Source organism: Myceligenerans xiligouense (assembly GCF_003814695.1).
Taxonomy (GTDB): Bacteria; Actinomycetota; Actinomycetes; order Actinomycetales; family Cellulomonadaceae; genus Myceligenerans; species Myceligenerans xiligouense.
This window is the reverse complement of sequence record NZ_RKQZ01000001.1, coordinates 4,272,366-4,296,740: the sequence shown is the minus strand read 5'-3', so window position 1 is coordinate 4,296,740 and position 24,375 is coordinate 4,272,366. Positions and strand designations below refer to the sequence as shown.

At 72.3% G+C, this 24,375-nt stretch carries 16 protein-coding genes; 6 read left to right on the top strand and 10 right to left on the bottom strand.

Annotation, left to right across the window (positions count from 1 at the left end; genetic code table 11):
• The first annotated feature begins 15 nt into the window (after window positions 1-15).
• Window positions 16-2,274, top strand: coding sequence for a beta-galactosidase (locus EDD34_RS18745; RefSeq protein WP_123815916.1), 2,259 nt, complete (start codon window positions 16-18; stop codon window positions 2,272-2,274).
• A 115-nt stretch (window positions 2,275-2,389) separates the two neighbouring features.
• On the opposite strand, the gene EDD34_RS18740 is transcribed toward EDD34_RS18745, so the two are convergent.
• Complete coding sequence (locus EDD34_RS18740) at window positions 2,390-3,454, bottom strand: LacI family DNA-binding transcriptional regulator (RefSeq protein ID WP_123815915.1); 1,065 nt, start codon at window positions 3,452-3,454, stop codon at window positions 2,390-2,392.
• A 196-nt stretch (window positions 3,455-3,650) separates the two neighbouring features.
• Between EDD34_RS18740 and EDD34_RS18735 the strand changes: the two genes are divergently transcribed.
• From EDD34_RS18735 to EDD34_RS21295, 4 genes are all read left to right on the top strand, one after another.
• Entirely contained in the window at window positions 3,651-4,052 is a 402-nt protein-coding gene (locus tag EDD34_RS18735; protein ID WP_123815914.1) for an L-rhamnose mutarotase, read from the top strand.
• A gap of 121 nt (window positions 4,053-4,173) precedes the next feature.
• Complete coding sequence (rhaI, locus tag EDD34_RS18730; RefSeq protein WP_211341635.1) at window positions 4,174-5,337, top strand: L-rhamnose isomerase; 1,164 nt, start codon at window positions 4,174-4,176, stop codon at window positions 5,335-5,337.
• A 103-nt stretch (window positions 5,338-5,440) separates the two neighbouring features.
• Window positions 5,441-7,648 (top strand): bifunctional rhamnulose-1-phosphate aldolase/short-chain dehydrogenase, encoded by a 2,208-nt coding sequence (gene rhaD, locus EDD34_RS21300; protein WP_123815912.1) that lies wholly within the window; start codon window positions 5,441-5,443, stop codon window positions 7,646-7,648.
• Window positions 7,645-9,606 carry a rhamnulokinase gene (locus EDD34_RS21295; RefSeq protein WP_246012563.1) on the top strand — a complete coding sequence of 654 codons (1,962 nt, stop codon included), beginning with the start codon at window positions 7,645-7,647 and terminating at the stop codon, window positions 9,604-9,606. The genes rhaD and EDD34_RS21295 overlap by 4 nt, the downstream gene beginning before the upstream one ends.
• 2 nt (window positions 9,607-9,608) lie before the next feature.
• Here the strand turns inward: EDD34_RS21295 and EDD34_RS18715 are convergent, their stop codons facing one another.
• The 9 genes from EDD34_RS18715 to EDD34_RS18675 form a co-directional block, all read right to left on the bottom strand.
• The gene (locus EDD34_RS18715) at window positions 9,609-10,193 is read right to left on the bottom strand and encodes an alpha/beta hydrolase family protein (RefSeq protein WP_123815911.1); all 585 of its coding nucleotides are present in this window, start codon (window positions 10,191-10,193) and stop codon (window positions 9,609-9,611) included.
• Between the two features lie 10 nt (window positions 10,194-10,203).
• A complete protein-coding gene (locus EDD34_RS21445) occupies window positions 10,204-10,983 on the bottom strand; it encodes a hypothetical protein (RefSeq protein WP_123815910.1) in 780 nt (259 codons plus the stop codon).
• 60 nt (window positions 10,984-11,043) lie between these two features.
• Window positions 11,044-12,912, bottom strand: a complete 1,869-nt coding sequence (locus tag EDD34_RS18705; protein WP_123815909.1) for a heparinase II/III domain-containing protein — start codon at window positions 12,910-12,912, stop codon at window positions 11,044-11,046.
• A gap of 103 nt (window positions 12,913-13,015) precedes the next feature.
• Window positions 13,016-14,014 (bottom strand): sugar phosphate isomerase/epimerase family protein, encoded by a 999-nt coding sequence (locus EDD34_RS18700; protein WP_123815908.1) that lies wholly within the window; start codon window positions 14,012-14,014, stop codon window positions 13,016-13,018.
• Window positions 14,011-15,357, bottom strand: coding sequence for a dihydrodipicolinate synthase family protein (locus tag EDD34_RS18695; RefSeq protein WP_123815907.1), 1,347 nt, complete (start codon window positions 15,355-15,357; stop codon window positions 14,011-14,013). Before EDD34_RS18695 ends, EDD34_RS18700 begins: the two co-directional genes overlap by 4 nt.
• Window positions 15,358-15,520: 163 nt before the next feature.
• Window positions 15,521-16,675, bottom strand: a complete 1,155-nt coding sequence (locus EDD34_RS18690; RefSeq protein WP_123815906.1) for a Gfo/Idh/MocA family protein — start codon at window positions 16,673-16,675, stop codon at window positions 15,521-15,523.
• Window positions 16,676-16,957: 282 nt separating this feature from the next.
• Window positions 16,958-18,355: a LacI family DNA-binding transcriptional regulator gene (locus EDD34_RS18685; RefSeq protein WP_123815905.1), complete on the bottom strand. Its 1,398-nt coding sequence runs from the start codon at window positions 18,353-18,355 to the stop codon at window positions 16,958-16,960.
• A gap of 350 nt (window positions 18,356-18,705) precedes the next feature.
• A complete protein-coding gene (locus EDD34_RS18680) occupies window positions 18,706-19,911 on the bottom strand; it encodes a glycosyltransferase (protein ID WP_211341634.1) in 1,206 nt (401 codons plus the stop codon).
• Window positions 19,912-20,067: 156 nt separating this feature from the next.
• Window positions 20,068-20,643, bottom strand: a complete 576-nt coding sequence (locus tag EDD34_RS18675; protein ID WP_246012562.1) for a uridine kinase family protein — start codon at window positions 20,641-20,643, stop codon at window positions 20,068-20,070.
• Between EDD34_RS18675 and EDD34_RS18670 the strand changes: the two genes are divergently transcribed.
• A complete protein-coding gene (locus EDD34_RS18670; RefSeq protein WP_123815903.1) occupies window positions 20,633-24,307 on the top strand; it encodes a LamG-like jellyroll fold domain-containing protein in 3,675 nt (1,224 codons plus the stop codon). The two genes, EDD34_RS18675 and EDD34_RS18670, sit on opposite strands and share 11 nt — an antisense overlap.
• Window positions 24,308-24,375: the final 68 nt, after the last annotated feature.

Sequence of the window (24,375 nt, the reverse complement as noted above, 5' to 3'; positions counted from 1 at the left end):
AGACAGGATCCATCCATGCGACGACGCACCTCTCCCGGCAGCTTCGACCCTGCCGGGATCCGCCCCTGGAACGCCGGCCTCGACGGGCTCGCGTTCGGCGGCGACTACAACCCGGAGCAGTGGCCCGACGACGTCCGCCTCGAGGACATCGAGCTCATGCGCGAGGCGGGAGTGAACATCGTCAGCCTCGCGATCTTCGCGTGGGCCACGATCGAGCCCCGCGAGGGCGAGTTCGACTGGGCCTGGCTGGACACCACCATGGACCGCCTGCACGCGGCGGGCATCAAGGTCGCCCTGGCCACCGCTACCGCCGCCGCGCCGCCGTGGCTCACCCGCAGGCATCCCGAGATCCTTCCCCAGCGCTCCGACGGCACGGTCCTGGCGCAGGGCTCCCGGCAGACGTACTCGATCCACCACCCGGTCTTCCGCGACTACGCCGTCGCCATGGCCGAGCGTGTCGCGCGCCGGTACGCCGACCACCCGGCGCTCGCGCTGTGGCACGTCGACAACGAGATCGGCTGCCACAACCCGCGCGACTGGTCCCCGGCCGCCGCCGACGCCTTCCGCGACTGGCTGCGTGAGCGCTACGGCGACCTCGACGGGCTGAACGAGGCCTGGGGTACGGCGTTCTGGTCGCAGCGGTACGGCTCGTTCGACGACGTGCTCCCGCCGCTGGACACCACCGCCTTCGCCAACCCCACCCAGCGGCTCGACTTCGACCGGTTCAGCTCCGACGCGCTTCTCGACTACTACCGCGACCTGCGCGACGCCCTCCGCGAGATCACCCCGCACGTGCCGACCACCACCAACCTCATGGCCGGAAGCCACAAGGAGATGGACTACTTCTCCTGGGCGGACGACATGGACGTGATCGCGAACGACAACTACACCATGGCCGCCGACCCGGACCGGCACCTGCTGCTCTCTCTCAGCGCCGACCTGACCCGCGGAATCTCGGGCGGCGACCCGTGGATCCTCATGGAGCACTCCACGAGCGCCGTGAACTGGCAGGAGCGCAACCGCGCCAAGGAGCCCGGGGAGATGCTGCGGAACTCGCTGGCGCACGTCGCGCGTGGGTCCGACGCCGTGATGTTCTTCCAGTGGCGCGCCAGCAAGGCGGGCGCCGAGAAGTACCACAGCGCGCTCGTGCCGCACGCGGGGACGGACTCGGACCTGTGGCGGGACGTCGTCGGGCTGGGCCGGGCGGTCAAGGCGCTCGGGGAGGTGCGCGGCTCCCGCGTGGCCGCGCGGACCGCGCTGGTCCTGGACTGGCCCGCCTGGTGGGCCTGCGACCAGGACGTGCACCCCACCCAGGTGCGGTACCCGGATCAGGTCCTCGCCTGGTACAAGGCGCTGTGGCGGCTCGGGGTGACGGTGGACATCGTGCCGCCGTCCCGTGACCTCGACGACTACGACCTGGTCGTGGTGCCGACCCTGTACCTCGTGTCCGACGCCGACGCCGCCCGCGTGCGCGCCGCCGCCGAGCGTGGGGCGACGGTGCTGGTCACGTACTTCTCCGGGATCGCCGACGAGAACGACCACATCCGTCTCGGCGGGTACCCCGGCGCCTACCGCGACCTCCTCGGCGTGCGGTCCGAGGAGTTCTTCCCGCTCCAGGAGGACGAGGCGGTGCGCGTCACCGGCGCGTCGCTGCCGGACGGCGGCCTCACCGCCGGCCTGTGGACGGAGAAGTCGACGGCCGCCGCCGACGTCGAGGTGATCGCCGCCTACGACGACGGCCCCCTTCCGGGCCGCCCGGCGATCACGCGCCGGACGGTCGGGAACGACGGCGTACGCCCGGGCCCCGAGCAGGTCGAACGCACCGGGCCGTCGGCGGCCTCGGCGGGACAGGCGGGCTCGGCCGGACACGAGGGCTCAGCCGCACAGGCGGGCTCGGCCGCACCGGCCGCCTCGGGCTCGGCGGGCGCCTCGGGCCCGGCGTCCTCGGCCGGCTCCGCCTGGTACGTCGCCACCCGCCTGTCCGACGACGGCGTCGCCCACATCGCCCGCCGCGTCGCCGAGGAGGCGGGCGTGCTCCCGCCGGCCCCGCTGCCGGAGGGGGTCGAGGTGGTGCGCCGGGTCGCCGACGACGCGGAGTTCGTCTTCCTGATCAACCACACCGACGCGGAGGTCACCTTCGACACCGGGGCGCCCGGACCGTCGTCGGACACCGATGCCACCTCCGGGAAGGAGCTCCTGACCGGCGAGACGGTGACGAGTTCACTGACGGTCCCGGCCGGAGCGGTCCGCGTGCTGCGCCGGCCGGTGGGGTAGGCATGAGCAGAAGGCGGTGACGCCCCGGCTCCCGCCCGCCTCACCTTCGGTGCCGCTGTTGGGTGTCCGTGGGGCGGGCTGGGGCCGGGTGGGCGGGGGTGGCGCCGGGGAGCCTTCAGCGGGTTGCGGACGACTCCCGGACCACCAGTTCCGGCTCGAACACCACCTGTTCCGGCGCCGAGCCCTCCGGCCGGAACAGCAGGTCCGCCGCGCGGGTGCCCAGCTCCAGCGTGGGCTGCCGCACCGAGCTCAGGGGCGTGGCGAGCTCCGCGGCGAACGTGACGTCGTCGTACCCGACCACCGCCATCTCCTGCGGGACCGCGACGCCCTCGCGGCGGAGCGTGCGCAGCACGCCCAGCGCCACCAGGTCGTTCACACAGAACACCGCGGTCGGGCGCGCGGCGGCCGGCAGCGCGATCACCTCGCGGATCCCCGCCTCGCCGCCGTCCGGGGTCAGGCTCGGCACCGTGATCTCCACCAGCGCGGTCTCGGGATCGAGGCCGGCGTCGGCCATCGCGGCGGCGGCACCCTCGCGGCGGTCCCGGCACTGCCGGATCGTGTGCGGGCCGTTGAGCAGGGCGATCCGCTCGTGCCCCCGGGCGATCAGGTGCTCGACGGCGAGACGGCCGCCGGACACGTCGTCCACCGCCACCGACGCCAGCTCCGGGACCGGTGACGGCCGGTCCAGCAGCACGGCCGCCGTGCCGCGTTCGCGCAGTGCCAGGACATGGTCGATGTCGTCCGTGGCCGGGCTGACGATGACGCCCTGCACCCCGTGCTCCTCGTAGAGGCGCAGGTAGCGGCGCTCGCGGTCGAGGTCCTCGTCGGATCCGGCGACCATGAGGGTGAAGGAGTCGCGCTCCAGGCGGTCCTGGATGCCGCGCGCGACGTCCGTGAAGAACGGGTTGGAGAGATCCAGCACCACGACGCCGACGCTGGTCAGCGTGCCCGCGCGGAGCTGCCGAGCCGATCCGTTGCGCACGAAGTTGAGCTCGGCGATGGCTGCCTCGACCCGCTCGCGGGTCGCGGGGAGCACGCGGTCGGGCTTGTTGAGCACGTTCGAGACGGTGCCGACGGCGACACCGGCGGCCTTGGCGACGTCGGTGATCGATGCCCGACGGCGGGGCGTGCGCGTGCTCGCCGGGTCTGCCGCCTTCGACGCCTTCGTGGAGTTGGCCATGCCTCATTATGGAGCGATTCGCCGCGGTGACGCCGACGCGGCCGGCCCTCGTCCGCGAGGCGGAGCCTCCCGTGCGGCTCCGGGGCCTGCGGCGCGCGGGCCTCTTGTCCGGTACCTTCTGAAGCGTTTCAACGGATCGAGCGTCGTGGGCGGTGGCGCAGTCACCTCGGGCGCGAAACGCAGTGGGAGGTCAACGATGACGGATTCCTCGGTTCGCCCGGCGGCTGGGCGCGGCCCGCGGCGGGGGCGTGTGTGTTTCACCTCGCGGGTCCGGGCCGACCGGCTCGACGAGTACCGCGCGGCGCACGCCGCGGTCTGGCCGGAGATGCTCGAGGCGCTCCGCGACACCGGCTGGCGCGACTACCACCTGTACCTGCGCGACGACGGCCTGCTGGTCGGCGTCCTCGAGACCGACGACTACGACGCCGCGCAGGCGGGTATGGCCGCCACGGAGGTCAACGCCCGGTGGCAGGCGGAGATGGCCGGCTTCTTCGTCGACGCGGGCAATCCCGACGAGGGCTTCGTGATCCTCGACGAGGTCTTCCATCTCGAGGGCCAGCTGCGGGCGGCCGGACTGCCGGAGACCCGGGAGGGGTGACGGGCGCCCGCTGCTTGACCGCAGAGCACGGCGCCGGTTAGTGTCGCCTTGAATCGTTTCAAGGCGCCCGTCGGGTGCCACACCGCTGCGCGCGACGATGCGCCGGAAGGGAGCCGTGCCGATGACGCCCGAATCAGCCAAGGCGGCACTCCGTGACCAGACCATCGAGCTCCCGTCATGGGCCTTCGGGAACTCGGGGACCAGGTTCAAGGTGTTCGGCCAGCCGGGCGTCCCCCGCGACCCGTACGAGAAGCTGGCCGACGCCGCACAGGTGCACCGGTACACCGGTATCGCGCCGCGGGTCAGCCTCCACATCCCGTGGGACCTGGTCGACGACTTCTCCGACCTGTCACGCCACGCCGCCGACCTGGGCGTCACCATCGGCATGATCAACTCGAACGTCTTCCAGGACGACGACTACATGCTCGGTTCGCTCTGCCACCCGGACGCGGCCGTGCGGCGCAAGGCGGTCGACCACCACAAGCAGTGCGTCGACGTCATGCGTGCCACCGGGTCGGCGCACCTCAAGGTCTGGCTGGCCGACGGTCTCAACTACCCCGGCCAGGACTCGATCCGTGCCCGCCAGGACCGCCTGGCCGAGTCGCTCGCCGAGATCTACGCCGCGCTCGACGAAGACCAGCGCATGGTGCTGGAGTACAAGTTCTTCGAGCCGGCCTTCTACTCGACCGACGTCCCCGACTGGGGTACCTCGCTGCTGCACTGCATGGCGCTCGGCGATCGCGCCGACGTCGTGCTCGACACCGGCCACCACGCCCCGGGGACGAACATCGAGTTCATCGTCGCCCAGCTCCTGCGGCAGGGCCGGCTCGGCGCGTTCGACTTCAACAGCCGCTTCTACGCCGACGACGACCTGATGGTCGGGGCGGCCGACCCCTTCCAGCTCTTCCGGATCATGCACGAGATCGTCCAGGCTGGCGCGCTCGCCCCGGACTCCGGCGTGAACTTCATGCTCGACCAGTGCCACAACATCGAGCCGAAGATCCCCGGCCAGATCAGGTCCGTGATGAACGTGCAGGAGGCCACGGCCAAGGCGCTGCTCGTGGACGCCGACGCGCTCGCCGCCGCCCAGCGGGCCGGTGACGTGCTCGGCGCGCACGGCGTCCTCATGGACGCCTACAACACGGACACCCGGCCCCTCCTCGCCGAGCTTCGCGAGGAGCAGGGCCTGGACCCCGATCCCATGTCCGCCTACGCCGCCTCGGGCTACGCCGAGAAGATCGCGGCCGAGCGGATCGGCGGCGCCCAGGCGGGCTGGGGCGCGTAGGAGGAGTGGCCGAGCACTCGACAACAGGCCGGCCGCATCACCCGCGCCACTCGACATGACCGACCCCGCAGGACCCTTCCGCAGGACAGCTAGGGAGCAGCAGATGACCACCCCTGAGACCAACGCCGCTGTCGACGCACTCGTCGCGCGGTCGAACCGCCTCGGCTCGGACCCGCGCGTCACCAACTTCGCCGGCGGCAACACCTCCGCCAAGGGTGCCGCCACCGACCCCGTGACCGGCGAGGACGTCGAGCTCCTGTGGGTCAAGGGCTCCGGCGGTGACCTCGGCACGCTGCGGCCCCAGGGCCTCGCCGTCCTCCGCCTGGACCGCATGCGCGCCATGGCCGACACCTACCCCGGCGTCGACCGCGAGGACGAGATGGTCGCCGCCTTCGACTACTGCCTGCACGGCAAGGGCGGCGCCGCCCCCTCCATCGACACCGCCATGCACGGCCTGGTCGACGCGGCGCACGTCGACCACCTGCACCCCGACGCCGGGATCGCCGTCGCCGCCGCGGCCGACGGCGAGGCGCTCACCGCCGAGATCTTCGGCGACGAGGTGGTCTGGGTCCCGTGGCGCCGCCCCGGCTTCCAGCTCGGCCTCGACATCGCCGCGATCAAGGCGGAGAACCCGCAGGCCATCGGCTGCGTCCTCGGCGGCCACGGCATCACCGCCTGGGGTGACACCTCCGAGGAGTGCGAGCAGCGCTCCCTGGACATCATCCGCAGGGCGGAGGAGTTCATCGCCGCCCGCACGGCCGCCCTCGCCGAGCGGGGCGAGCACCCGTTCGGCCCCGTCCGCCCCGGCTTCGAGGCGCTGCCCGACGACGCCCCCGCGGGCGAGGCGGACACCTCCGCCCCGGACACCGCCACGGGCCGGGCCGGCGACACCGCGCGGCAGACCGGATCCGGCCCGGACCGCGCCTCGGCCGCCGCCCCCGCGTCACGTCCTGGCCGCCGCGCCAGAGCGGCGGCGCTCGCGCCGGTGATCCGTGGCCTGGCCTCGACCGACGCGCCTCAGGTCGGGCACTTCACCGACTCCGACGTCGTCCTCGACCTCCTCTCCCGCGAGAAGCTCGCCGCGCTCGCGGACCTCGGCACGTCCTGCCCGGACCACTTCCTGCGCACGAAGGTGAAGCCGCTGGTCGTGGACCTTCCGGCGGATGCCCCGCTGGACGACGTCGTCGCGCGCCTGCACGAGCTGCACGCCGAGTACCGCGCGGACTACGCGGCCTACTACGAGCGCGGCGCGGCCGCCGCACGGGAGCGGGGCGAGGAGCCGCCGGCGATGCGCGGCGCGGACCCCCTGATCGTGCTGGTGCCGGGCGTCGGCATGTTCTCGTTCGGGCGGAACAAGCAGACCGCCCGGGTGGCCGGCGAGTTCTACGTGAACGCGATCAACGTGATGCGCGGCTCCGAGGCGATCTCCACCTACGCGCCGATCGACGAGTCGGAGAAGTTCCGCATCGAGTACTGGGCGCTGGAGGAGGCCAAGCTGCGCCGGATGCCGGCGCCGAAGGCCCTGGCCACCCGGGTCGCGCTGGTCACCGGGGCGGCGTCGGGCATCGGGAAGGCGACCGCGCGGCGGCTCGCCGCGGAGGGCGCGTGCGTGGTCATCGCCGACCTGGACGCCGAGAAGGCGCGGGCCGCGGCCGCCGAGCTCGGGGGTCCCGACGTCGCCGTGGGCGTGGCCGCGAACGTGACCTCGGCCGACGACGTCGCCGCCGCCGTGGACGCGGCAGCGCTGGCGTTCGGCGGGGTGGACCTCGTGGTGAACAACGCCGGGCTGTCGATCAGCAAGCCGCTGCTGGAGACCACCGAGAAGGACTGGGACCTGCAGCACGACGTCATGGCGCGCGGCTCGTTCCTGGTGGCGCGCGAGGCGGCCCGGGCGATGATCGCGCAGGGTATGGGCGGCGACATCGTCTACATCGCGTCGAAGAACTCCCTGTTCGCGGGACCGAACAACGTGGCCTACTCCGCGGCGAAGGCCGACCAGGCGCATCAGGTGCGGCTCCTCGCCGCCGAGCTCGGCGAGCACGGCATCCGGGTCAACGGCATCAACCCCGACGGCGTGGTGCGCGGGTCCGGGATCTTCGCCGGGGGCTGGGGTGCGAAGCGCGCCGCCGTGTACGGCGTGCCCGAGGAGGAACTGGGGCAGTTCTACGCGCAGCGCACCCTGCTCAAGCGGGAGGTGCTGCCGGACCACGTGGCCGCGGCGGTGTTCGCGCTGGTCGGGCCGGACCTGCCGCTCACCACCGGCCTGCACGTCCCGGTCGACTCGGGCGTGGCGGCGGCGTTCCTGCGATGAGTGGTTCCCAGTCCGGGTCCGGGCTCGCGCCGGTGGTGCCCACCCCGTCCGCGGCCGGGTCCCCCTTGCCGGCGGCCGAGCCAGCCCCGCCCGCGGTGGGCGCCGCGTTCGTCGCCGTCGACCTGGGCGCGACGTCGGGCCGGGTGATGCTCGGCGTGCTGCACCCGGCCGAACCGGCGGACGCCGGGCCCGCGCGGGTCGAGCTGGTCGAGTGCGGGCGGTTCCTGAACGGACCCGCCGGGGACGACGGCGGCCTGCGCTGGGACTTCGAGGCGCTGTGGCGCGGGATCGTGGCGGGGCTTCGTGAGGCCGCGTCCGCCGCCTCCGTGCGAGGGCTCGAGGTGCGGGGGATCGGCGTCGACTCGTGGGCCGTCGACCACGGGTTCCTGGACGACGGCGGCGCCCTGCTGGCCCCGCCCTGGTGCTACCGCGACCCCCGCACCGACACCGCTCGCGAGCGTGTCTACGCACGGATCCCCTTCGCCGAGCACTACGCCGTGAACGGGCTGCAGGATCTGCCGTTCACGTCCGTGTTCCAGTTCGTCGCGAGCGCTGCGGGAACCGGTGGTGCCTGTGCGTCGAGGTCGGCGCCAGGGGCGGCCGGCGCGGAAGAGAACGCGGTGGCCGCGACGGAGAAGCCCTCGCGGGAGCAGGCGGCCGGCGTGGGGGAGGTGGCCGGCGCGGAGAAGGAGGCCGGCGCGGAGAAGGCCCGCGGCGTGGAGGAGTCCGAGTGGTCTCGCGCCGCGCAGGTGCTCCTCGTCCCCGACCTGGTGACGTACCGGCTCACGGGCCGCCGCGTGGCCGAGGTGACGAACGCCTCCACCACCGGCCTGCTCGACGCCCGAGCCCGGACCTGGTCCGACGCGCACATCGCGCGCCTCGCGACGGAGTTTCCGGAACTGGGCGACCTGCGGGCGCGCCTTCCGGAGCTGGTCGAGCCCGGGACCGCCGTCGGACGCCTCCTGCCGGAGTTCCGTGCGGTGACGGGCCTCGCCGACGTGCCGGTGTTCGCCGTCGCCTCCCACGACACGGCGTCGGCGGTCGCGGCGGCGCCGCTGCCGTTCTCGCCGCCGCCGACCTCGTCGACTCCGCCGACTCCGCCGACTCCGCCGACTCCGCCGACTCCGCCGACCTCGTCGACTCCGCCGACCTCGTCGACTCCGCCGACTCCGCCGACTCCGCCGACCCCGCCGACTCCGCCGACCCCGCCGTCCCCGCTGGCGTCGCCGACGGAAGCCGCCGCCTACATCTCGTCCGGGACGTGGTCGCTCGTGGGCCTGGAGCTGGAAGAGCCCGTGCTGAGCCCTGCCGGCCGCGACGCGAACTTCACCAACGAGCTCGGGATCGACGGCACCGTGCGATACCTCCGCAACGTCATGGGGCTGTGGATCCTCAACGAGTGCGTGCGGGAGTGGTCGGATGCCGACGGCGAGCCGGTCGACCTGGGCGAACTCCTGGAGGCTGCCGCGCGCGAGCCGGGCGGCCGTTGCCTCGTCGAGGTGGACGGCGAGGAGTTCCTCGCACCGGGTGACATGGCGGGCCGGGTACGCGCGGCGATCGAGCGGCGTCGGACGTCGGCCGCGGGCTCGCGGGCTGTCCCGGACACCCGGCCGGCGACGGCCCGCGTGATCCTCGACAGCCTCGCGGCGGCGTATGCCCGCGTGGTGCGGCAGGCCGGCGAGCTGGCGGGGGTTCGGGTCACCGCGATCCACGTGGTCGGTGGCGGGTCGCGGAACGATCTGCTGAACCGCCTCACGGCCGAGGCCGCCGGGCTGCCGGTACACGCCGGCCCGGCCGAGGCGACGGCACTCGGGAACGTCCTGGTCCAGGCGCGTGCGGCCGGAGTACTGACGGCCCCGGACGGCGGCCCGGCGTCGTTGCCGGACCTGCGCGCCACGGCCCGCAGGAGCATCGAACTGCGCACGTACCAGCCCGGCGCGAACCGGGGGCGCGGGTAGCGCTACCCGCGCGACGGTGCGCGGCTCGCGATCCAGTTCGCGACAGCCTGCGCGACCTCGGCGTCCTTGCCGCGCAGGTCGTGCGCGCCGGGGAGGGTCACGTGGGTGACGTCGCCCGGGACGGCGGCGGCGTGTGCGGCCAGTTCGGCCGGCGTGCCGAACGGGTCCTTGTCGCCGGACACGAGGAGGACCGGCACGTCCAGGTCGCCGAAGTGGTCCACGCGCAGCCGGTCCGGCTTGCCCGGCGGGTGCAGCGGATAGCTCAGCAGTACGAGCCCGGCCGCCGGAAGCCCTTCGGCGACCGCCATCGAGCACATGCGGCCGCCGTACGAGCGCCCGCCGAGGAGCAGGTGGTCCGTCGTCGTCCTCGCTTCCCGGGCGAACTCCGCGGCCACCTCGCGGAGGTGCGCGACGGCGACCGGCGGCCGGTCCGGCATCCGCTTCCCCGCGATCCGGTACGGGAAGTCGACCCGTCGCACGGGCACGGGCGGGTCGAGTGCGGCCACGGCGTCGTCGACCGCGACGAGGGTGTGATGGTCGCGCGACGCGCCCGCACCCGGCGTGAGGATCAGTCCGGCGACGTTCATCGCACCATTCTCATCCGCGGCGGAGCATCATGAGCACCCCGCCGGCGGCGGCCGCGCCGATGCCGCCCAGGATCAGCCACATCCAGACGAGCCCGCCCTGCGGAAGCGCGCCGCTCTCGTCGGCCGCGGCCGAGGGCCGGCCGAACGACCTGATGATCGAGCTCGCCGGGTCGTTCGGTTTCGACGAGATGACGGGATCCGGCTCGGCCGACGGGCTCGCACTCGGGCTCGGACCCGGCGTGGAGGGACTCGGTTCCGGCGTCGGCTCGGACGGGGACGGGGACGGTTCGGGCTCGGGCTGCGGATTCTCCGGAGCGGGCGTGGGCTGCTGAGTCACCTCGGGGGTCGGCGCGGGGTCGGCCGCCGGCCCGTCCGCCGGCGGCTCGCCGCCCGGTTCCTCCGTCGCCGCCGGGGCGGCTTCCTCCGGCTCGGTGCAGGCCGGCCCGTCCATCCATTCGCCCCAGTCGTAGCGGTCGACGCGGACCCAGGTGACGCAGTAGCCGTCCGGGTACCGGTCGGGGGCCTCGTGGAAGGCGGCCCACCCGGAGTGCCGCTCCGAGCCGTTGAGATAGCGCCGGACGTAGGAGGCGTTGTCGCCGTCCAGCGGCCGGACCGTGTACTCGAGACTCGTGCCGCGGGACACGTGCCGGCCGTCGAAGGCGACACCCTCGGCGGTGACGCCGAGCTCCGCCTCGTGGTCGTACGCGGCCGCGGAAGGTCCGGCCGCGCCGACGAGGCTCGTCGCGAGGATGACGAGCCCGAGGAGCTGCACCGCTCCCAGCCTGATCACAGTCGGTGATACTACGGGACTTCGCCCCATTCCTTGTGGTCCGCAGGGGGTGAAGCTCGGTCAGACGGCGTCGAGGCGAACCGTAGACGTCCCGGCGCGCGACTCCTCATGGGTCGTCAGCGAGAGGCGCGTCAGGCGTTCACCCCAGACGGCGGCCAGTTCGTCGTCGTCGATCTCCCGGACCTCGAGGGCGGGATCGACGGCTTCCCGGTCCCAGGTGATCCGGAGCGAGCGGACCTCGGCGGGCGGCCGGCCGGCGGCGTGCCGCACGGTGGCATGCCCCGCCGCCGCATCGAGCTCCACGTCCCCGGCGAGCAGCCAGTGCAGCGCCGTCGGAGGCCCGCCGTCGGGGTCGTCGTCGAACGACCACTCGTCGCGGACCGTGACCGACTCCGCCGCGCGATCGAGCGTCACCTCGCGCCACCAGGCGTGCAGCCCGGGGACGGGGTAGGCCCCCGCGAGGTCGAGCCGTGCGGCCCACGTGCTGCCGGTCCCGGCCGTCATGGACCTGGCCGCGAACTCCGTGCCCGGGGCCTGCTCGACGCCGCGGACCAGTGGGACGTTGTGCCACGCCGAGCGCATCGGCCACTGCTCGTAGCGGTCCTCACCGAACGTGCCCGCACGGTAGGTCGGCTTTCCGGCGTCGACCACCACGGGAACGCCGTCCAGGGCGACCAGCACCTCCCCGACGTCGTTGTGGTTGTGGTTCTCGCCGTTGTGCCCGCCCTTCACGGCGACGGCGACACCCTCGCCCGAGCCCGGCCGCGAACGCGCCAGCGCGACCTGCGTCTCCGGCAGCCACACCTCGCCCACCAGGGGCGGTGCGGTGTTTGCGGGAAGGGCGGTCCACTCGTCGTCGGACAGCATCAGCACCGCCCGGGAGAGCGTGACGCGCTCGTCCCACAAGATCTCCGGACGGCCGCGGTGGGACGCGGCGTGCCGGGCGGCCTCGTCGTCCCCGACACGCCGCGCCCACGAGTGCACCAGGTTCCACGGCCAGGTCCAGATCGGCCGCGCCGGGCTGTCGGCGACACCCACGTACCACTCGCCGCCCAGGTGCATCCGGTGCGGGAAGGCGACCACCTGCCGGATCGTCTCGGCGCGGGCCGCACCGGCGTCCGACGGCGCCGGCAGGCCGGGCTCCCGCCCGCGAGCGCGGTCGAGCAGGTCCTGCGCCTCCAGCGCGCGGGCCACGCCCTGCCACCAGTAGTGGTAGCCCTCGTCGACGCCGCCGTCGGCCGGGAGCGAGTCCCAGTAGGCCGCGATGCCCTCGTCGACCAGGTCGACGATGTGGCGACGCCGGGCCGCGTCGTCCTCCAGTGCGAGGGCGGCGGCGAGCACGTTGCCCTGGATCCACGGGCTCCAGTTCATCAGCGGGCGGTCGACCCCGAGCCACCACCAGTCACGGCGATGCGTGAACGGGCGCAGCACCCGCTGCCGTGTCTCGTGCCGGATGCGGGCGCGGACTCCCGGAGCCCGGTCGTCGATCGCCGGCCCGAGCAGATGGTCCACCCAGGCGAGCTGGGCGGCGACCTCGCCCGCACCGAGATCCAGGCACGGGTCGGTGACGTCGGCCACGACGTAGCCGCTGCGGCCGTGCGCATGCTCGTGGGCCGCCCAGCACCAGGTGGACTGCTCGCACAGCAGGATCACGCCGTCGACCACCTCGTCGACGAGGCGTTCGTCCCCGGTGTGCAGGGCCGCGACCGCGGCATAGGTGAGACGCCGCTGCCGCGCGATGACACCGCCCTCGTAGTCCTTGCGGTCGCCGTCACGCCAGAACCGGGCGAACTGCGAGGCTCGGGCCTCGGGCCAGGGCGTGCCGAGGGACCGTTCGGCCTGTGCGATCGCCGGAGCGAGGTCAGCGGCCATCCTCTCGGAGGCCCAGAACTCGCGCGCGGTGACGTCCGGCGCGGGGAGGTGGCTCATCGGGAAGTCCTCTCCTTCATCGGGTTCACGCTACCCATTGGACGAACCGGACACGACACCGGCGTCGATCGCGCCGCTGCCGGTGTCGGTGTCGTCCCGGCCGTCAGCGGCCGGGGTGCGGCGCGCCGGTGAGGTGCGGGGCCACGTACTGCTCGTAGCGGGACAGGACCGTGGCCGCCGTCTCCGCGGGCGGGGCCGCCCAGATCTCCTCGTTGAAGATCTCGGTCTCGACGAAGCCCGTGTAGCCGGCGTCGCGCACCCAGCGGGAGACGGTGGCGAAGTCGATGTACCCGTCGCCCACGTGCCCGCGGGAGTTCAGCGGCTCCGGCGCGAGCGGCAGGATCCAGTCGCACACCTGGTACGACGCGATCCGCCGTTCCCGGCCCGCGCGCGCGACCTGCTCGCGCAGCGCCGGGTCCCACCACACGTGGTAGGTGTCGACGACGACGCCGACCTCCTCGGGCGCGAACGGTGCCGCCAGGTCCAGGGCCTGCCCGAGCGTGGAGATCACGGCCCGGTCCGCCGCGAAGATCGGGTGCAGCGGCTCCAGCACGATCCGCACCCCGTGCTCGCGGGCGATCGGTGCGAGGTCCGCGAGCCGGTCGGCGACCCGTGCGCGGGTGGCGACCAGGTCCCGGTCCGCCGGCTCGGCGTCCGGACGTGGCCCGGCTCCCGGGGCCGACATCGCGGGAAGGCCACCGACCACGAAGATCAGCTCCGGCGCCCCGATCGTCGCGGCCTCCTCGAAGGCCCGCTTGTTCTCGTCGAGCGCGGCGGCGATACCGGCGTCGTCCCGTGCGGTGAGGAAACCGCCCCGGCAGAGCGACGACGCCACGAGGCCGGCGTCCGCGATGATCTTCGCCGCCTCGGCGGCACCCACCTCCTGGACGCGATCGCGCCACGGGCCGACGGCACCGAAGCCGGCCGCCGCCGCGGCCTCGCACGCCTCGGCGAGCGTGGCGTGCTTGACGGTCGCGGTGTTCAGCGAGGCCCGGTGCGGGCCGGTCGGGAAGGTGGGGGACGACGGCGCCGCGGGAGCACCGGCTCCTTCGGCAGCCGTGGCACCGTCTGCCGGGGCTTCGCCGGTCGTGTTCTCGCTCATGCGTCCACCCCATTCACTGTGAGGAACGCGCGCATCCGGCCTCCGGCGAGCTCCGGGTCGAGGAGCATGCCGCAGCCGTCGGCCAGCCGGAACAGCTCCACCAGGTGTGGCACCGACCGGCCCGCGTGCAGCCCACCCACCAGCGAGAACGCGGGCTGGAAGCCGTTCAGCCAGGACAGGAACGCGACCCCCGTCTTGTAGTAGTACGTCGGCGCCTCGAAGATCTTCCGGCCGAGAGCCTCCGTGGCGGCGAGGATCTCGTGCCCGCGCCGCGCCGCGCCGGGCTCACCCGCGGCCGCGGCGTCGAAGGCCTGGAGCGCGGTGGATGCGGCCGGGTAGATCGCCGCGAAGATGCCCAGCAGGGCGTCGGAGTGTCCCTGGCCGTCGCCGGTGATGAGCTCGGGGTAGTTGAAGTCGTCGCCGGTGTAGAGGCGGGGGCGGGCGAGGCGGTCGCCGGTCCGGCCGTGTGTCTCGCGGCCGTCCGATCCGTCGGCGTCGGCCGTCACGCCGAACCCCGCCCGCATCGCGACCGGCTCCAGCGCCGCGAGGGCGCGCCGCAGCCCGACCTCGTGCTCCGCGTCGAGCAGCGACACCTTCACGCCGTCGATCCTCGCCTGGTGCGCCTTGATGACGTCCAGGAAGACGTCCGTGGCGGCGGTGACCGACGTCGAACCCCAGTAGCCCTCCAGCGCCGGGTCGAACATCGTGCCGAGCCAGTGCAGCACGACGGGCTGATCGGCCTCCGCGAGGACGGCGTCGTACACCCGCGCGTAGTCCTCCGGGCCGCGGGCGACACGCGCCAGGGCCCGCGACGCCATCACGATGACCTGCGCGCCGGCGTCCTGCACGACATGCACCTGCTCGCGGTACGCGTCCACGACGGCCGCAAGCCCGGCGTCGCCCGGCTCCAGCCCGGCGACGGTCTCGGGCGAGAGCTGGTCCGTACCCGCGCCGCACGCGATGCGTGCCGGGTGCCCGGCGACCGACGTCGAACGGAACGTCGCGGCCTCGGCGGCGGACCGGCGCACCAGCTCCCGCGTCGCCGCCCAGTCCAGGCCCATGCCGCGCTGGGCGGTGTCCATCGCGTCGGCCACGCCGAGGCCGTACGACCAGATGCGGTGGCGGTAGGCGAGCGTGCTGTCCCAGTCGACCGACGCCGGCTCACCGGGCACGTTCGCGGCACCGGCGTGCGGCACGACGTGCGCCGCCGCGAACGCGACACGGCTGGTCAGGGGCTTGTCGGGGAGGGTCCAGGGGCCGGGGGTCCCGAGGTCGAGGACCTCGGTCCCCGACGGCGCCCCGGCGTCGTCGAACACGGGGAGGGTGATCTTCGTGGTGCTCACAGGAGTCCTTTCTGCTGTACGTCGAGACGGAGGGCGCGGTCGGTCCGACGTCGAGCGGTCGGTCCGTTGTCCATGCGGTCGGCCCCTCGGGGGACCGGCTTCTCGACATCCGACCGACCGTCCCCGACAGCGGACCGACCGCAACGCCTGGCGGCGCGAGGTGTCACAGCGTGATCTCCGGGATCTCGATGCGGCGGCCCTCGGCGGACGACTGCAGGCCCAGCTCCGCGAGCTGCACCCCGCGGGCCGCGGACAGGAGGTCGAAACGGTGCGGGCGCCCGGCGACGGCGTCGCGCAGGAACTCCTCCCACTGCGCCTTGAAGCCGTTGTCCAGCTCGGCGTTGGCCGGCACCTCCATCCACTGGTCGCGGAACGACTCCGTGACCGGCAGGTCCGGGTTCCAGACCGGCTTGGGCGTGTGGGCACGCTGCTGCGCGACGCACTTGTTCAGCCCGGCGACGGCGGAGCCGTGGGTGCCGTCGATCTGGAACTCGACCAGCTCGTCGCGGTAGACGCGCACGGCCCAGGAGGAGTTGATCTGGGCGATCACGTCGTCGCCGCCCGGGGTCTCGAGCTCGAAGATGCCGTAGGCGGCGTCGTCGGCGGTGGCGGTGTACTCCTTGCCGTGCTCGTCCCAGCGGGTGGGGATGTGCGTGGCGGTCTTGGAGGTGACGGACCGGACCTGGCCGACGATGCCCTCCATGACGTAGTTCCAGTGGCAGTACATGTCGGTGGTCATGGAGCCGCCGTCCTCGCGGCGGTAGTTCCACGACGGGCGCTGGGCCGGCTGGATGTCGCCCTCGAAGACCCAGTAGCCGAACTCGCCGCGCATCGACAGGATGCGGCCGAAGAAGCCCTCCTCCACGAGGCGGCGGAGCTTGACGAGGCCGGGCAGGTAGAGCTTGTCGTGCACGACGCCGACCGTCACGCCGGTCTCCTCGCGCAGGCGGGCGAGCTCGATGGCCTCCTCCAGCGTCTCCGCGGTGGGCTTCTCCGTGAAGACGTGCTTGCCCTGTCGCATCGCCTTGGCCAGCGTGGCGGGGCGGAGGTTGGTCATCGCGGCGTCGAACACGACGTCGGCCTCGCCGATGGCGGCGTCGAGGTCCGTGGTCCAGTGCGCGACGTCGTGCCGGGCGGCGAGCTCCTTGAGCTTCTCGGCGTTGCGGCCCACCAGGACGGGCTCGACCTGGACGCGCGAGCCGTCGGCGAGGGTGACGCCACCCTGCTCACGGATCGGCAGGATCGAGCGCAGCAGGTGCTGGCGGTAGCCCATGCGGCCGGTCACGCCGTTCATGGCGATACGCAGGGTGCGGGTCATGGGGACTCCTTCGTCGTGCTCGCCGGGGTGGGCCCGGTCGCTTGCTTGCGGGATGGCTTGGAATGCGCTTTCCCAAGCGTAGCGCACGCCGCCGCCCGCCCGACACCGGAGGTGCGTGGCCGTCACCAAAGGCGCCTGGCCGCCACCGGAGCCGCCGTCACGCCTCCGCCCGCCACGCTTCCGGCGGCGAACACGCCATTTGTGGGCATGGGAGCGCGTCCACGGGGCGAAATGGCGTGGTCGCGCGAGGGCTCGGGGCGTTGAGCGGAGGGGCGGGTGGGGTTAGTTCTTGCGGCGGGGGGTGGAGGCGCGGAGGATGACCTCGCCGTGGACCGTGACCGAGCCGGGTGCGGTGGCCTCCAGGCCCTCGGTCGTCTCGGCGTCGGCGTCGAGCTCCGGCTCCAGACCGGTCGGTTCGCCGAGCGCGAGCCGGGTCGCGGCCTCACCGATCCGCTCCAGGGCGATATGCACCGTGGTCAGCGCCGGGGTCACGTCCCGCAGGGTGGGAATGTCGTCGAAGCCGGCCACCGCGACGTCGTCGGGCACGCGCAAGCCGGCGTCGCGTACCGCGGCGATCGCACCCACGGCCATCACATCGTTGACGGCGAAGACGAGTTCGGGCAGGCCGGCGCCGGCGTCCTGGCCGCCGGGCACCGTGTCGGCCGGTCTCCCGGATCGGGCGATCAGCTCTGTCATCGCGGCATGCCCGCCGTCGCGCGTGAACTCGCCGGGTACCACGTCGTCGTCACGCACCGCGCTGCCCAGCGAGGCGAGCACGTCGCGGAAGCCGGCCGTCCGGTCCGCGGCGGTGCGCAGGCCCGCCGGACCGGAGAGGATCCCGAACCGCCGGTACCCGAGCCCGTGCAGTTCCCGTGCGAGGGCCGCCGCGCCGCCCGAGTTGTCGATCTTCACGACCGGAAGGCTCCCGATGGCCTGCCCGATCGTGGCGACCCCGCCGCCGGACTCGCGGAAGGCGGTCAGGGCGCCCTCGAGGTCCAGGGAGATCGCGGTGGGGGCCACCGCGGTGGGAGTCTCTGCTCGGGTGGTACCGGCGTCCGGCGTGGCGGTCTCGTCCGCCGGGGTGCCGACGACGCCGGGCGCGGGTGTGCTCGCGCCCTCGGGCGCGGAGGCGTGGGCGCCGTTGGTCGAGGAGGCGCCCGCGACGTCGTCGGGCGCGGGTGCACCGGCATCGGCGCCGGGCGAGGGCGCTCCCGCTTCGGCGTCGGGCGAGGGTGCGCCTGCTCCGGCGTCGGGCCCGGGTGCGTCTGCTCCGGCGTCGGGCAGCATCCTGCTCCCGGCGAGGATCACGGCACGTCCGCGCTGCCGGCGGACCAGTTCGACGAAGGCCCGCTCCCGCTCCGGTCGCAGCTCGGTGGACGCGAGCGTGACGATCAGCCCCTCGGCCTCGGCGGCGCGGGTGACGCCTGAGGCGATCGCCGAGAAGTACGGGTCGGCGATGTCGTGCACCACGAGGCCGAGGGCTGCGGTCCGGCCACGCGCCATGGCCTGAGCACTCGGATCGGGCACATAGCCCAGGCGGTCCGCGGCCGCCAGGACGCGGTCACGCAGCTCGGGACGAACGGTGCGGGTGGCACTCCCGTTGATCGCGCGGGAGGCGGTGGCCAGCGACACGCCCGCTTCGCGGGCGACGCGGCTGAGCGTGACAGGGCCGTCGGACATGTGCTCATCCTGCCCCAAAGTGCCCGACGACGGTCGCGGGCATGCCGCACCCGCGCCGAACCCGCGCCGCACCTGCCCCGAACCGCACCCCCCTCCCACCCACTCCTGCCGAACCGCACTCACGTGCCACCCACTGCTGCCGAACCGCAGGATGAATCGTGCCAATGAGGAATTGGCACGATTCATCCTGCGGTTCGGCAGCCGGTGGTCCTGCGGTTCGGCAGTCGGTGGTCCTGCGGTTCGGCGGCCGGTCGTCCTGCGGTTCGGCAGCCGGGTGGGTGTGGGGTTGGGGTTCGGGATCTGTGAGCTTTGGGGTCGGGGGTGGAGTTGGTCGGGAGGGGACGGTCAGGTCAGACGTGTGTCAGGCGCGCGCCGGTCTCCCGCCGCGCCCGTTCGATCACCTGGTTGTAGCCCGCGATCATGCGGACGTGGCTGAACCGCGGCCGCACGGCGTCCCGCGCGGCCTGCAAGGACTCCCGGCGCGCGGACGCCTCGATCCAGGTCTCCGCGATCTCCGTGGGTTCGTACGAGGTGACGAACCCGATCCCGGCGACGATGGAGGGCGCGTCCCCCACCGGCGTCGTCACGGGCACCGCCCCGCACATCGCCCCCTCGATGAGGCACAGCGGAGCGGCCTCGCCGAACGCGGAGGTCAGGGCGACGACGTCGGCCGCCGCGTACAGGAGCTCCATGTCGTGCCGGACCCCGAGGAGCTGCACGCGCCCGCGCAGGTCGGGGCGGTCGCCGAGGATCCGTTCGAGGTCGTCGGCGAGGTCCGGGTTCGCACCGTCCATCCCCGCGCCGCACATCAGGACCTGGCCGGACCTGTCCAGGTCGAGGAACTCCCGGGCGGACCGCAGGAACAGTTCCGGGTTCTTCATCGCGTCGTAGCGGGCCGCGTAGACGACGGCGGTGCTGTCGGGCGCGATCCCCAGCGAGCCCCGCAGGGCCAGGCGCCGGGCACCGCGTACCGGACGGAACCGGACCAGGTTGATCCCGTTCGGCACCACGCGGAGCAGTTCCCCCGGCACCCCCGCCGCCCGGTACGCGTCCCGGGTGGACTCCGCGCAGCACACCACGGCGGCGAGCTTGCCGAGGTTCGCCGCCGTGAGCAGGTCGTCGAGCGCATGACCCTGGTGCTCCGGGTCGGACCGGTGTAGGCACGCGACCACCGGCCGGTTCGGGAAAGCCGGCTGGTTCACCAGTCGCAGAGGCTGCTCCTTGAGCGACAGGATCACGTCGGCCCCCTTGGCCTGGCGTGCGGCCGCCGTCATCTCCGCGTCGGTGAAGCCGCGGGGATCGTGTTCCACCTCCGTGCTGCGGCCCAGTGAGGTGATACGCACGCCGGCGGCGCGAAGCGCGCGGTAGCGCGGATCGTCCTCCATGCGCTGAAGCGTCGACTCCCGCTTGACCTCGTGGTGCAGGCTCAGCACCGAGTGCTGCTGCCGGCCCCCCTGGTGCAGACCGGTCACGACCGTGGAGTGCAGTACCCGGGCACCACCACTGAAGAAGCCCTCGTAGAGCGAGAGCACGCGCAGTCCGTTGCGCTGGATCACAGACACCACCTCCGTCTCTAGGAGGCCGCCTGGTGGCCGTGCCGCTTTAGTGCCGTTCCGGCACGTGGCGACTTCGGTCACCGTGCGACCTCCTCACAGGGTGAGGCGAGTTGATGAGAGACGTGTGGCGCTGGTGTTACGTGCGCATGACTTCTTCTAGGAAATGGTGCGGGCGAGATTCCGCAAGGACGCCTCGGCCCGTGTGCGGCCGACCGGGCGACAGCCCAGCCTCGTCCAGCGTCCCACCAGCCGGGGTTCGTCCCGGTAGAGCGCGGCGCCCCGGCGCAGCAGGGTCGTCAGCGGCTTGCGGGACTCGGCGACATCGCGCAGCAGCCGGAACCAGAACGTCACGATCCGGGGCCTGGCCAGGCAGATCGCGTCCGCCAGGATGCCCTCGGCGCGGCAGGCGGCGACGAGTTCCGCCGCGAAGATGCCCTCCGCGATGACGAGCGGCGCGCCACCGGCGTCGAAGATGTGCGTGCCGGTGCGGCGCGACGTCGGGATGTCGTAGACGGGGAGTTCCGCGCGGCCGGTGGTCGCGATCTCGCGGAGCGCGGCGAGGGCGGCGGTCCCGTCCCAGGACGCCGGGTCGTCCCAGTCGACGATGCCGAACGCGTGCGGCAGGCCCGGGTGGTCGACGTCGAGGTAGAAATCGTCGAGCTCGACGACGGGTATGCCGACGCGGCGCGTCAACGAGGACTTGCCGGAGCCCGACGGGCCGGTGAGCAGCACGATCCTCGTGCGCGGGTGGCGGGTGCCGGGCGGCACGTCGAAGAGGGCGAGATCGAGAGGCTCGGCGGGGTGGGTCACGAGGGTCCATTGTCTCGCACTCGGTTGCGAGGGCTCTGATGAACTTAGTCATGAAATATTCACCCATACAGGTCGTTTTCGTCTGGAAACTTCCTTCCCTGGGTCTCATCAAGATGTTGTCGGTGGTGGCCTTCGTCAAAGTTTCTTCGGCTGCTGGAGGCTCAGGGTGTCGGTTGGTTCGGTACGAGGTGCTGGCCGTGGTGCTGGTGTTCTGGCGGCTGTCGTGGGTGGTGTTTCTGCTGCCTATGGCGCGGTGACTGCGTCGCGGAGCAGGTCGGTGGTTGCTGCGGTGACGGCTGGGTCGCTGGTGGCGGGGGCGGGGGCGGCGTGGGCTGTGGTCGAGCGGGATGAGATCGTCGCGGCGCTGTCGGGTGATGCCGGTCGGTGTGATGTGGATTCTGCGCGAACGGCGGAGCTGGCGTTCGAGTTGGCGGTGTTGTGCGGGAAGGACATCGAGATCGAGGCGTTGCGGACGGAGTACGACACGTCGTGGGCGACTCCGCGGGGAACGGTGCTGGCGGACGCGTCTGCGGGTGCGGTGCGGACGGCTGTCGATGGTTCGTGGCGGGAGACGGATCCGAGTATTCGGGTTGATGAGGTGACCGGTGTGCCGGAAGTGGTGGCGCCGGTGTTCGAGATCGATCTGGTCGAGGGTAGTTCGGGCGGCGAGTTCGTGTCGTTGGGCCGGGATGATCTGCGGGTCGCTATGGGACTGCCGTTCGGTCTGGGTGCGCCGGTGGTCGACGAGGCGGATGACTCGCGTGTCGTGTACCCGGCGCTGGATGATGCCGGCCGGGAACTGACGGGTGTGGATGTGGTGGTGCGTGTTCATCCGGACGGGACGGGCGTGACACCGGTGATTCGGGTGGCGGATCAGGCCGCGGCGGACCGTCTGCTGGCGGTGACGGGCCAGGACGGTCTGGCGTTCACGGTGGAGGCTTTTGGCGGTCTGGAGTTGACGGACGTCGAGCCGGTGGATGAGGAGACCGCGGACTGGGACGAGCCGCTTCTGGAAGCAGGCGCTGACGAAGACGCCGGGGTCGACGACGGTGCCTCCGGTGACAGTGGTGCCGCTATGAAGTCTGTCGCCTCGGCAGGGACGGCCGAAGCGTCCGAGACGTCGGCGGAGCCCGTGGAGGGCACGTTCTTTGCCGTTGACTCGGCGGGGGCACCGGTGTTCTCCGGTGGCATGGCGTTGCAGTGGGACTCGGGGGCTGGAGGGGACGCGGGAGCGGCCGGTGCGACCTCCCTGGAGCCGACCGGGTCGTCCGTGGATGCGCAGGAAGCAGGTTCGGCTACGACGTCGTTCGCGGATGAGAGCGGGTCCGAGGAATCCTCGCCCGCACCACCAGTTGACTCGACCGGTAATGCGGGCCTGGAGGAGCCCGGTGAGCGGGTGGATGCGCCGATGCCGGGTGACGCGGTGTCGGTGATGGATGTCGAGGTCGACCAGGATGGCTTGTCGGCGTCGGTGTCGGCGGACCTGGACATGCTTACTGCCGAGACGACGGCGTTCCCTGTTTTCATCGACCCGCCGTTGTCGGGTAACCGGAACGCGTGGACCAACATCAAGCAGGCGTGGCCGTCGAGCAACAGTGCCTGGAAGTTCAGTGGGACCGCGGGCATGGGTTACTGCGATGTGTCGATCGAGCCGGTGTGCTCTCGGTCGGGGAACGTGCAGCGGCTGTTGTGGTGGTTCACGGGGTTGGGTGACGTCGGCCGGGTCGATTCGTCTGATGTCATCAGTGCGACGTTCCGGGCCAAGGGGACGCATTCGTACTCGTGTGACAAGTGGACGGTCGAGTTGTGGAAGATCGACAAGCCGACCTCGGGCACGACCTGGTCGAACCATGTGGGCAATGGCGGCTGGAAGTCGAAGGTGTCGCAGGTGGCGGACGCGTACTACGACTCGTCGTGTGGGGGCACTCATACGACGGAGTGGGACGCGACGAGCGTGGCCAAGACGATCGCCAGCGGCGACTACTCGACTGCGGCGCTGGGTTTGAAGGCTGCGACGGAGACGGACATGCGCGGCTGGAAGCGGTACGCGTATGACGCGCGGTTCCAGGTGGAGTACAACCAGGCGCCGGAGAAGCCGTACGGGCACCGCACCATCGTGGACGCCTCGAACATCGGGTGTGGCACATCGAGTGACCCGGTCTACTCCAACTGGTTGCGGCCAAGGATGCGTGTCGTGACGGACGATCCGGACAAGAACCCGGTGACGGTGGAGTTCGGCGTGTGGGACGTGGCGTCGGGGGCCAACGTCTACCGCTCGGGGTGGCAGTCCTGGAAGAAGCCGGTCGCGGAGTTCTCGCTCCAGCTTCCCGCAGGTGAGGAACTCACGTCGGGCAGGACGTACCGATGGCGCGCGCAGATCAAGGACAATGCTGGCCGCGCTATCGGGTTCTCGAGTACCAAGGCTTGCTACTTCGTCGTGGACAACACCGCGCCGAAGCCGCCGGTCGTGACGCCGCTGCGGGACCACCCTGACGCGGAGGCCTACTACCAGGACTACAAGGAAGCGGGTGGGGCCGGCCTGGCGGGGTGCTTCGAGCTGTACTCGCCGAGCACGGACGCGACCACGCTGTGGTGGGGCTATCAGACGCGCACAAACCTGACGAAGGTGACGTTGAATTCGACGCGCACGACGCAGGTATGCGCGACGCCCCAGGGCGCGGGGGACAAGTTCCTGTACGTGAAGGTCGCGGACGCGGCCGGGCATTCGGCCAGTACGGAGTATGAGTTCCGGGTGGCGACGGCTCGTGAGGACGGCGTGTGGACTTTCGACGACCCGGACAGCCGGGGTGCGGACACTTCGGTGTATGACGCCGATCGTGACGAGTTCGCCCCGGCGGGCGACCTGAACCTGACGTCCTCGGGTGTGGAGTTCGCTCCAGGCCCGCACGCGGAGTTCGGCGCGCGTGATGACGACGACGCCATGGTGGCCCGGGACGAGAACGTGGCGTGGTCGGACGCTCCGGTGATCGACACGACGGACTCGTTCGTGGTCTCGGCACACGTACGGCTGGACGAGGACACGAGTCCCACGGGCTGGTACACCGCGATCAGTCAGGACGCTCCCCTGTACAACGGGTTCCGGCTCGGCTACAACCCGCGCTACTGCCCGGATGTCGACCCGTGCTGGGGCTTCGGGGTCAACCGGGACCTGGAATCGAGCTCTTTGCTACATGCCCGGTCCACGGTGCCGGCGAAGATCGGCGAGTGGGTACACCTGCTGGGCGAGTATGACAAGGACGACGGCACGGTGCGCCTGTACGTGTGTGAGATCGGGACGCCCACCGAGCCTGCCGTGGCCGAGCCGAAGCTGTACAGCACGGAGTATGTCGGTGACTTTCCCCAGGCGTCGGGCCGGTTCGTGATCGGCCGAGGCCTGAGCGGCGGGAACTACACCCATCACTGGAACGGCCAGATCGACAACGTACGCATCTTCCGCGGCGAGGTCGTGGCCGCGGCCAAGATCCGCCGCCTGTGTCAAGGCGCGGAGGCCAACCAGATGGCCGGCGGGGTGGACGACGTCGACCCGACCGAACAGGGCAACTCCGGGCAGGAGGTCACCCCGTGACCGCGAACCATGGGCCCGCGAACGACGACGGGCAAGTGTCCTTCGGTCAGCGACCGGCAGGCACGTCA

Bases quoted from the DNA above. Each gene is read 5' to 3' on its own strand.
- EDD34_RS18735 (WP_123815914.1), top strand. From the start codon at position 3,651: ATGACGGATTCCTCGGTTCGCCCGGCGGCTGGGCGCGGCCCGCGGCGG.
- EDD34_RS18705 (WP_123815909.1), bottom strand. From the start codon at position 12,912: ATGAGCCACCTCCCCGCGCCGGACGTCACCGCGCGCGAGTTCTGGGCC.
- EDD34_RS18700 (WP_123815908.1), bottom strand. From the start codon at position 14,014: ATGAGCGAGAACACGACCGGCGAAGCCCCGGCAGACGGTGCCACGGCT.
- rhaI (WP_211341635.1), top strand. From the start codon at position 4,174: ATGACGCCCGAATCAGCCAAGGCGGCACTCCGTGACCAGACCATCGAG.
- EDD34_RS18745 (WP_123815916.1), top strand. From the start codon at position 16: ATGCGACGACGCACCTCTCCCGGCAGCTTCGACCCTGCCGGGATCCGC.
- EDD34_RS18690 (WP_123815906.1), bottom strand. From the start codon at position 16,675: ATGACCCGCACCCTGCGTATCGCCATGAACGGCGTGACCGGCCGCATG.
- EDD34_RS18740 (WP_123815915.1), bottom strand. From the start codon at position 3,454: ATGGCCAACTCCACGAAGGCGTCGAAGGCGGCAGACCCGGCGAGCACG.
- rhaD (WP_123815912.1), top strand. From the start codon at position 5,441: ATGACCACCCCTGAGACCAACGCCGCTGTCGACGCACTCGTCGCGCGG.
- EDD34_RS18685 (WP_123815905.1), bottom strand. From the start codon at position 18,355: ATGTCCGACGGCCCTGTCACGCTCAGCCGCGTCGCCCGCGAAGCGGGC.
- EDD34_RS18715 (WP_123815911.1), bottom strand. From the start codon at position 10,193: ATGAACGTCGCCGGACTGATCCTCACGCCGGGTGCGGGCGCGTCGCGC.
- EDD34_RS21295 (WP_246012563.1), top strand. From the start codon at position 7,645: ATGAGTGGTTCCCAGTCCGGGTCCGGGCTCGCGCCGGTGGTGCCCACC.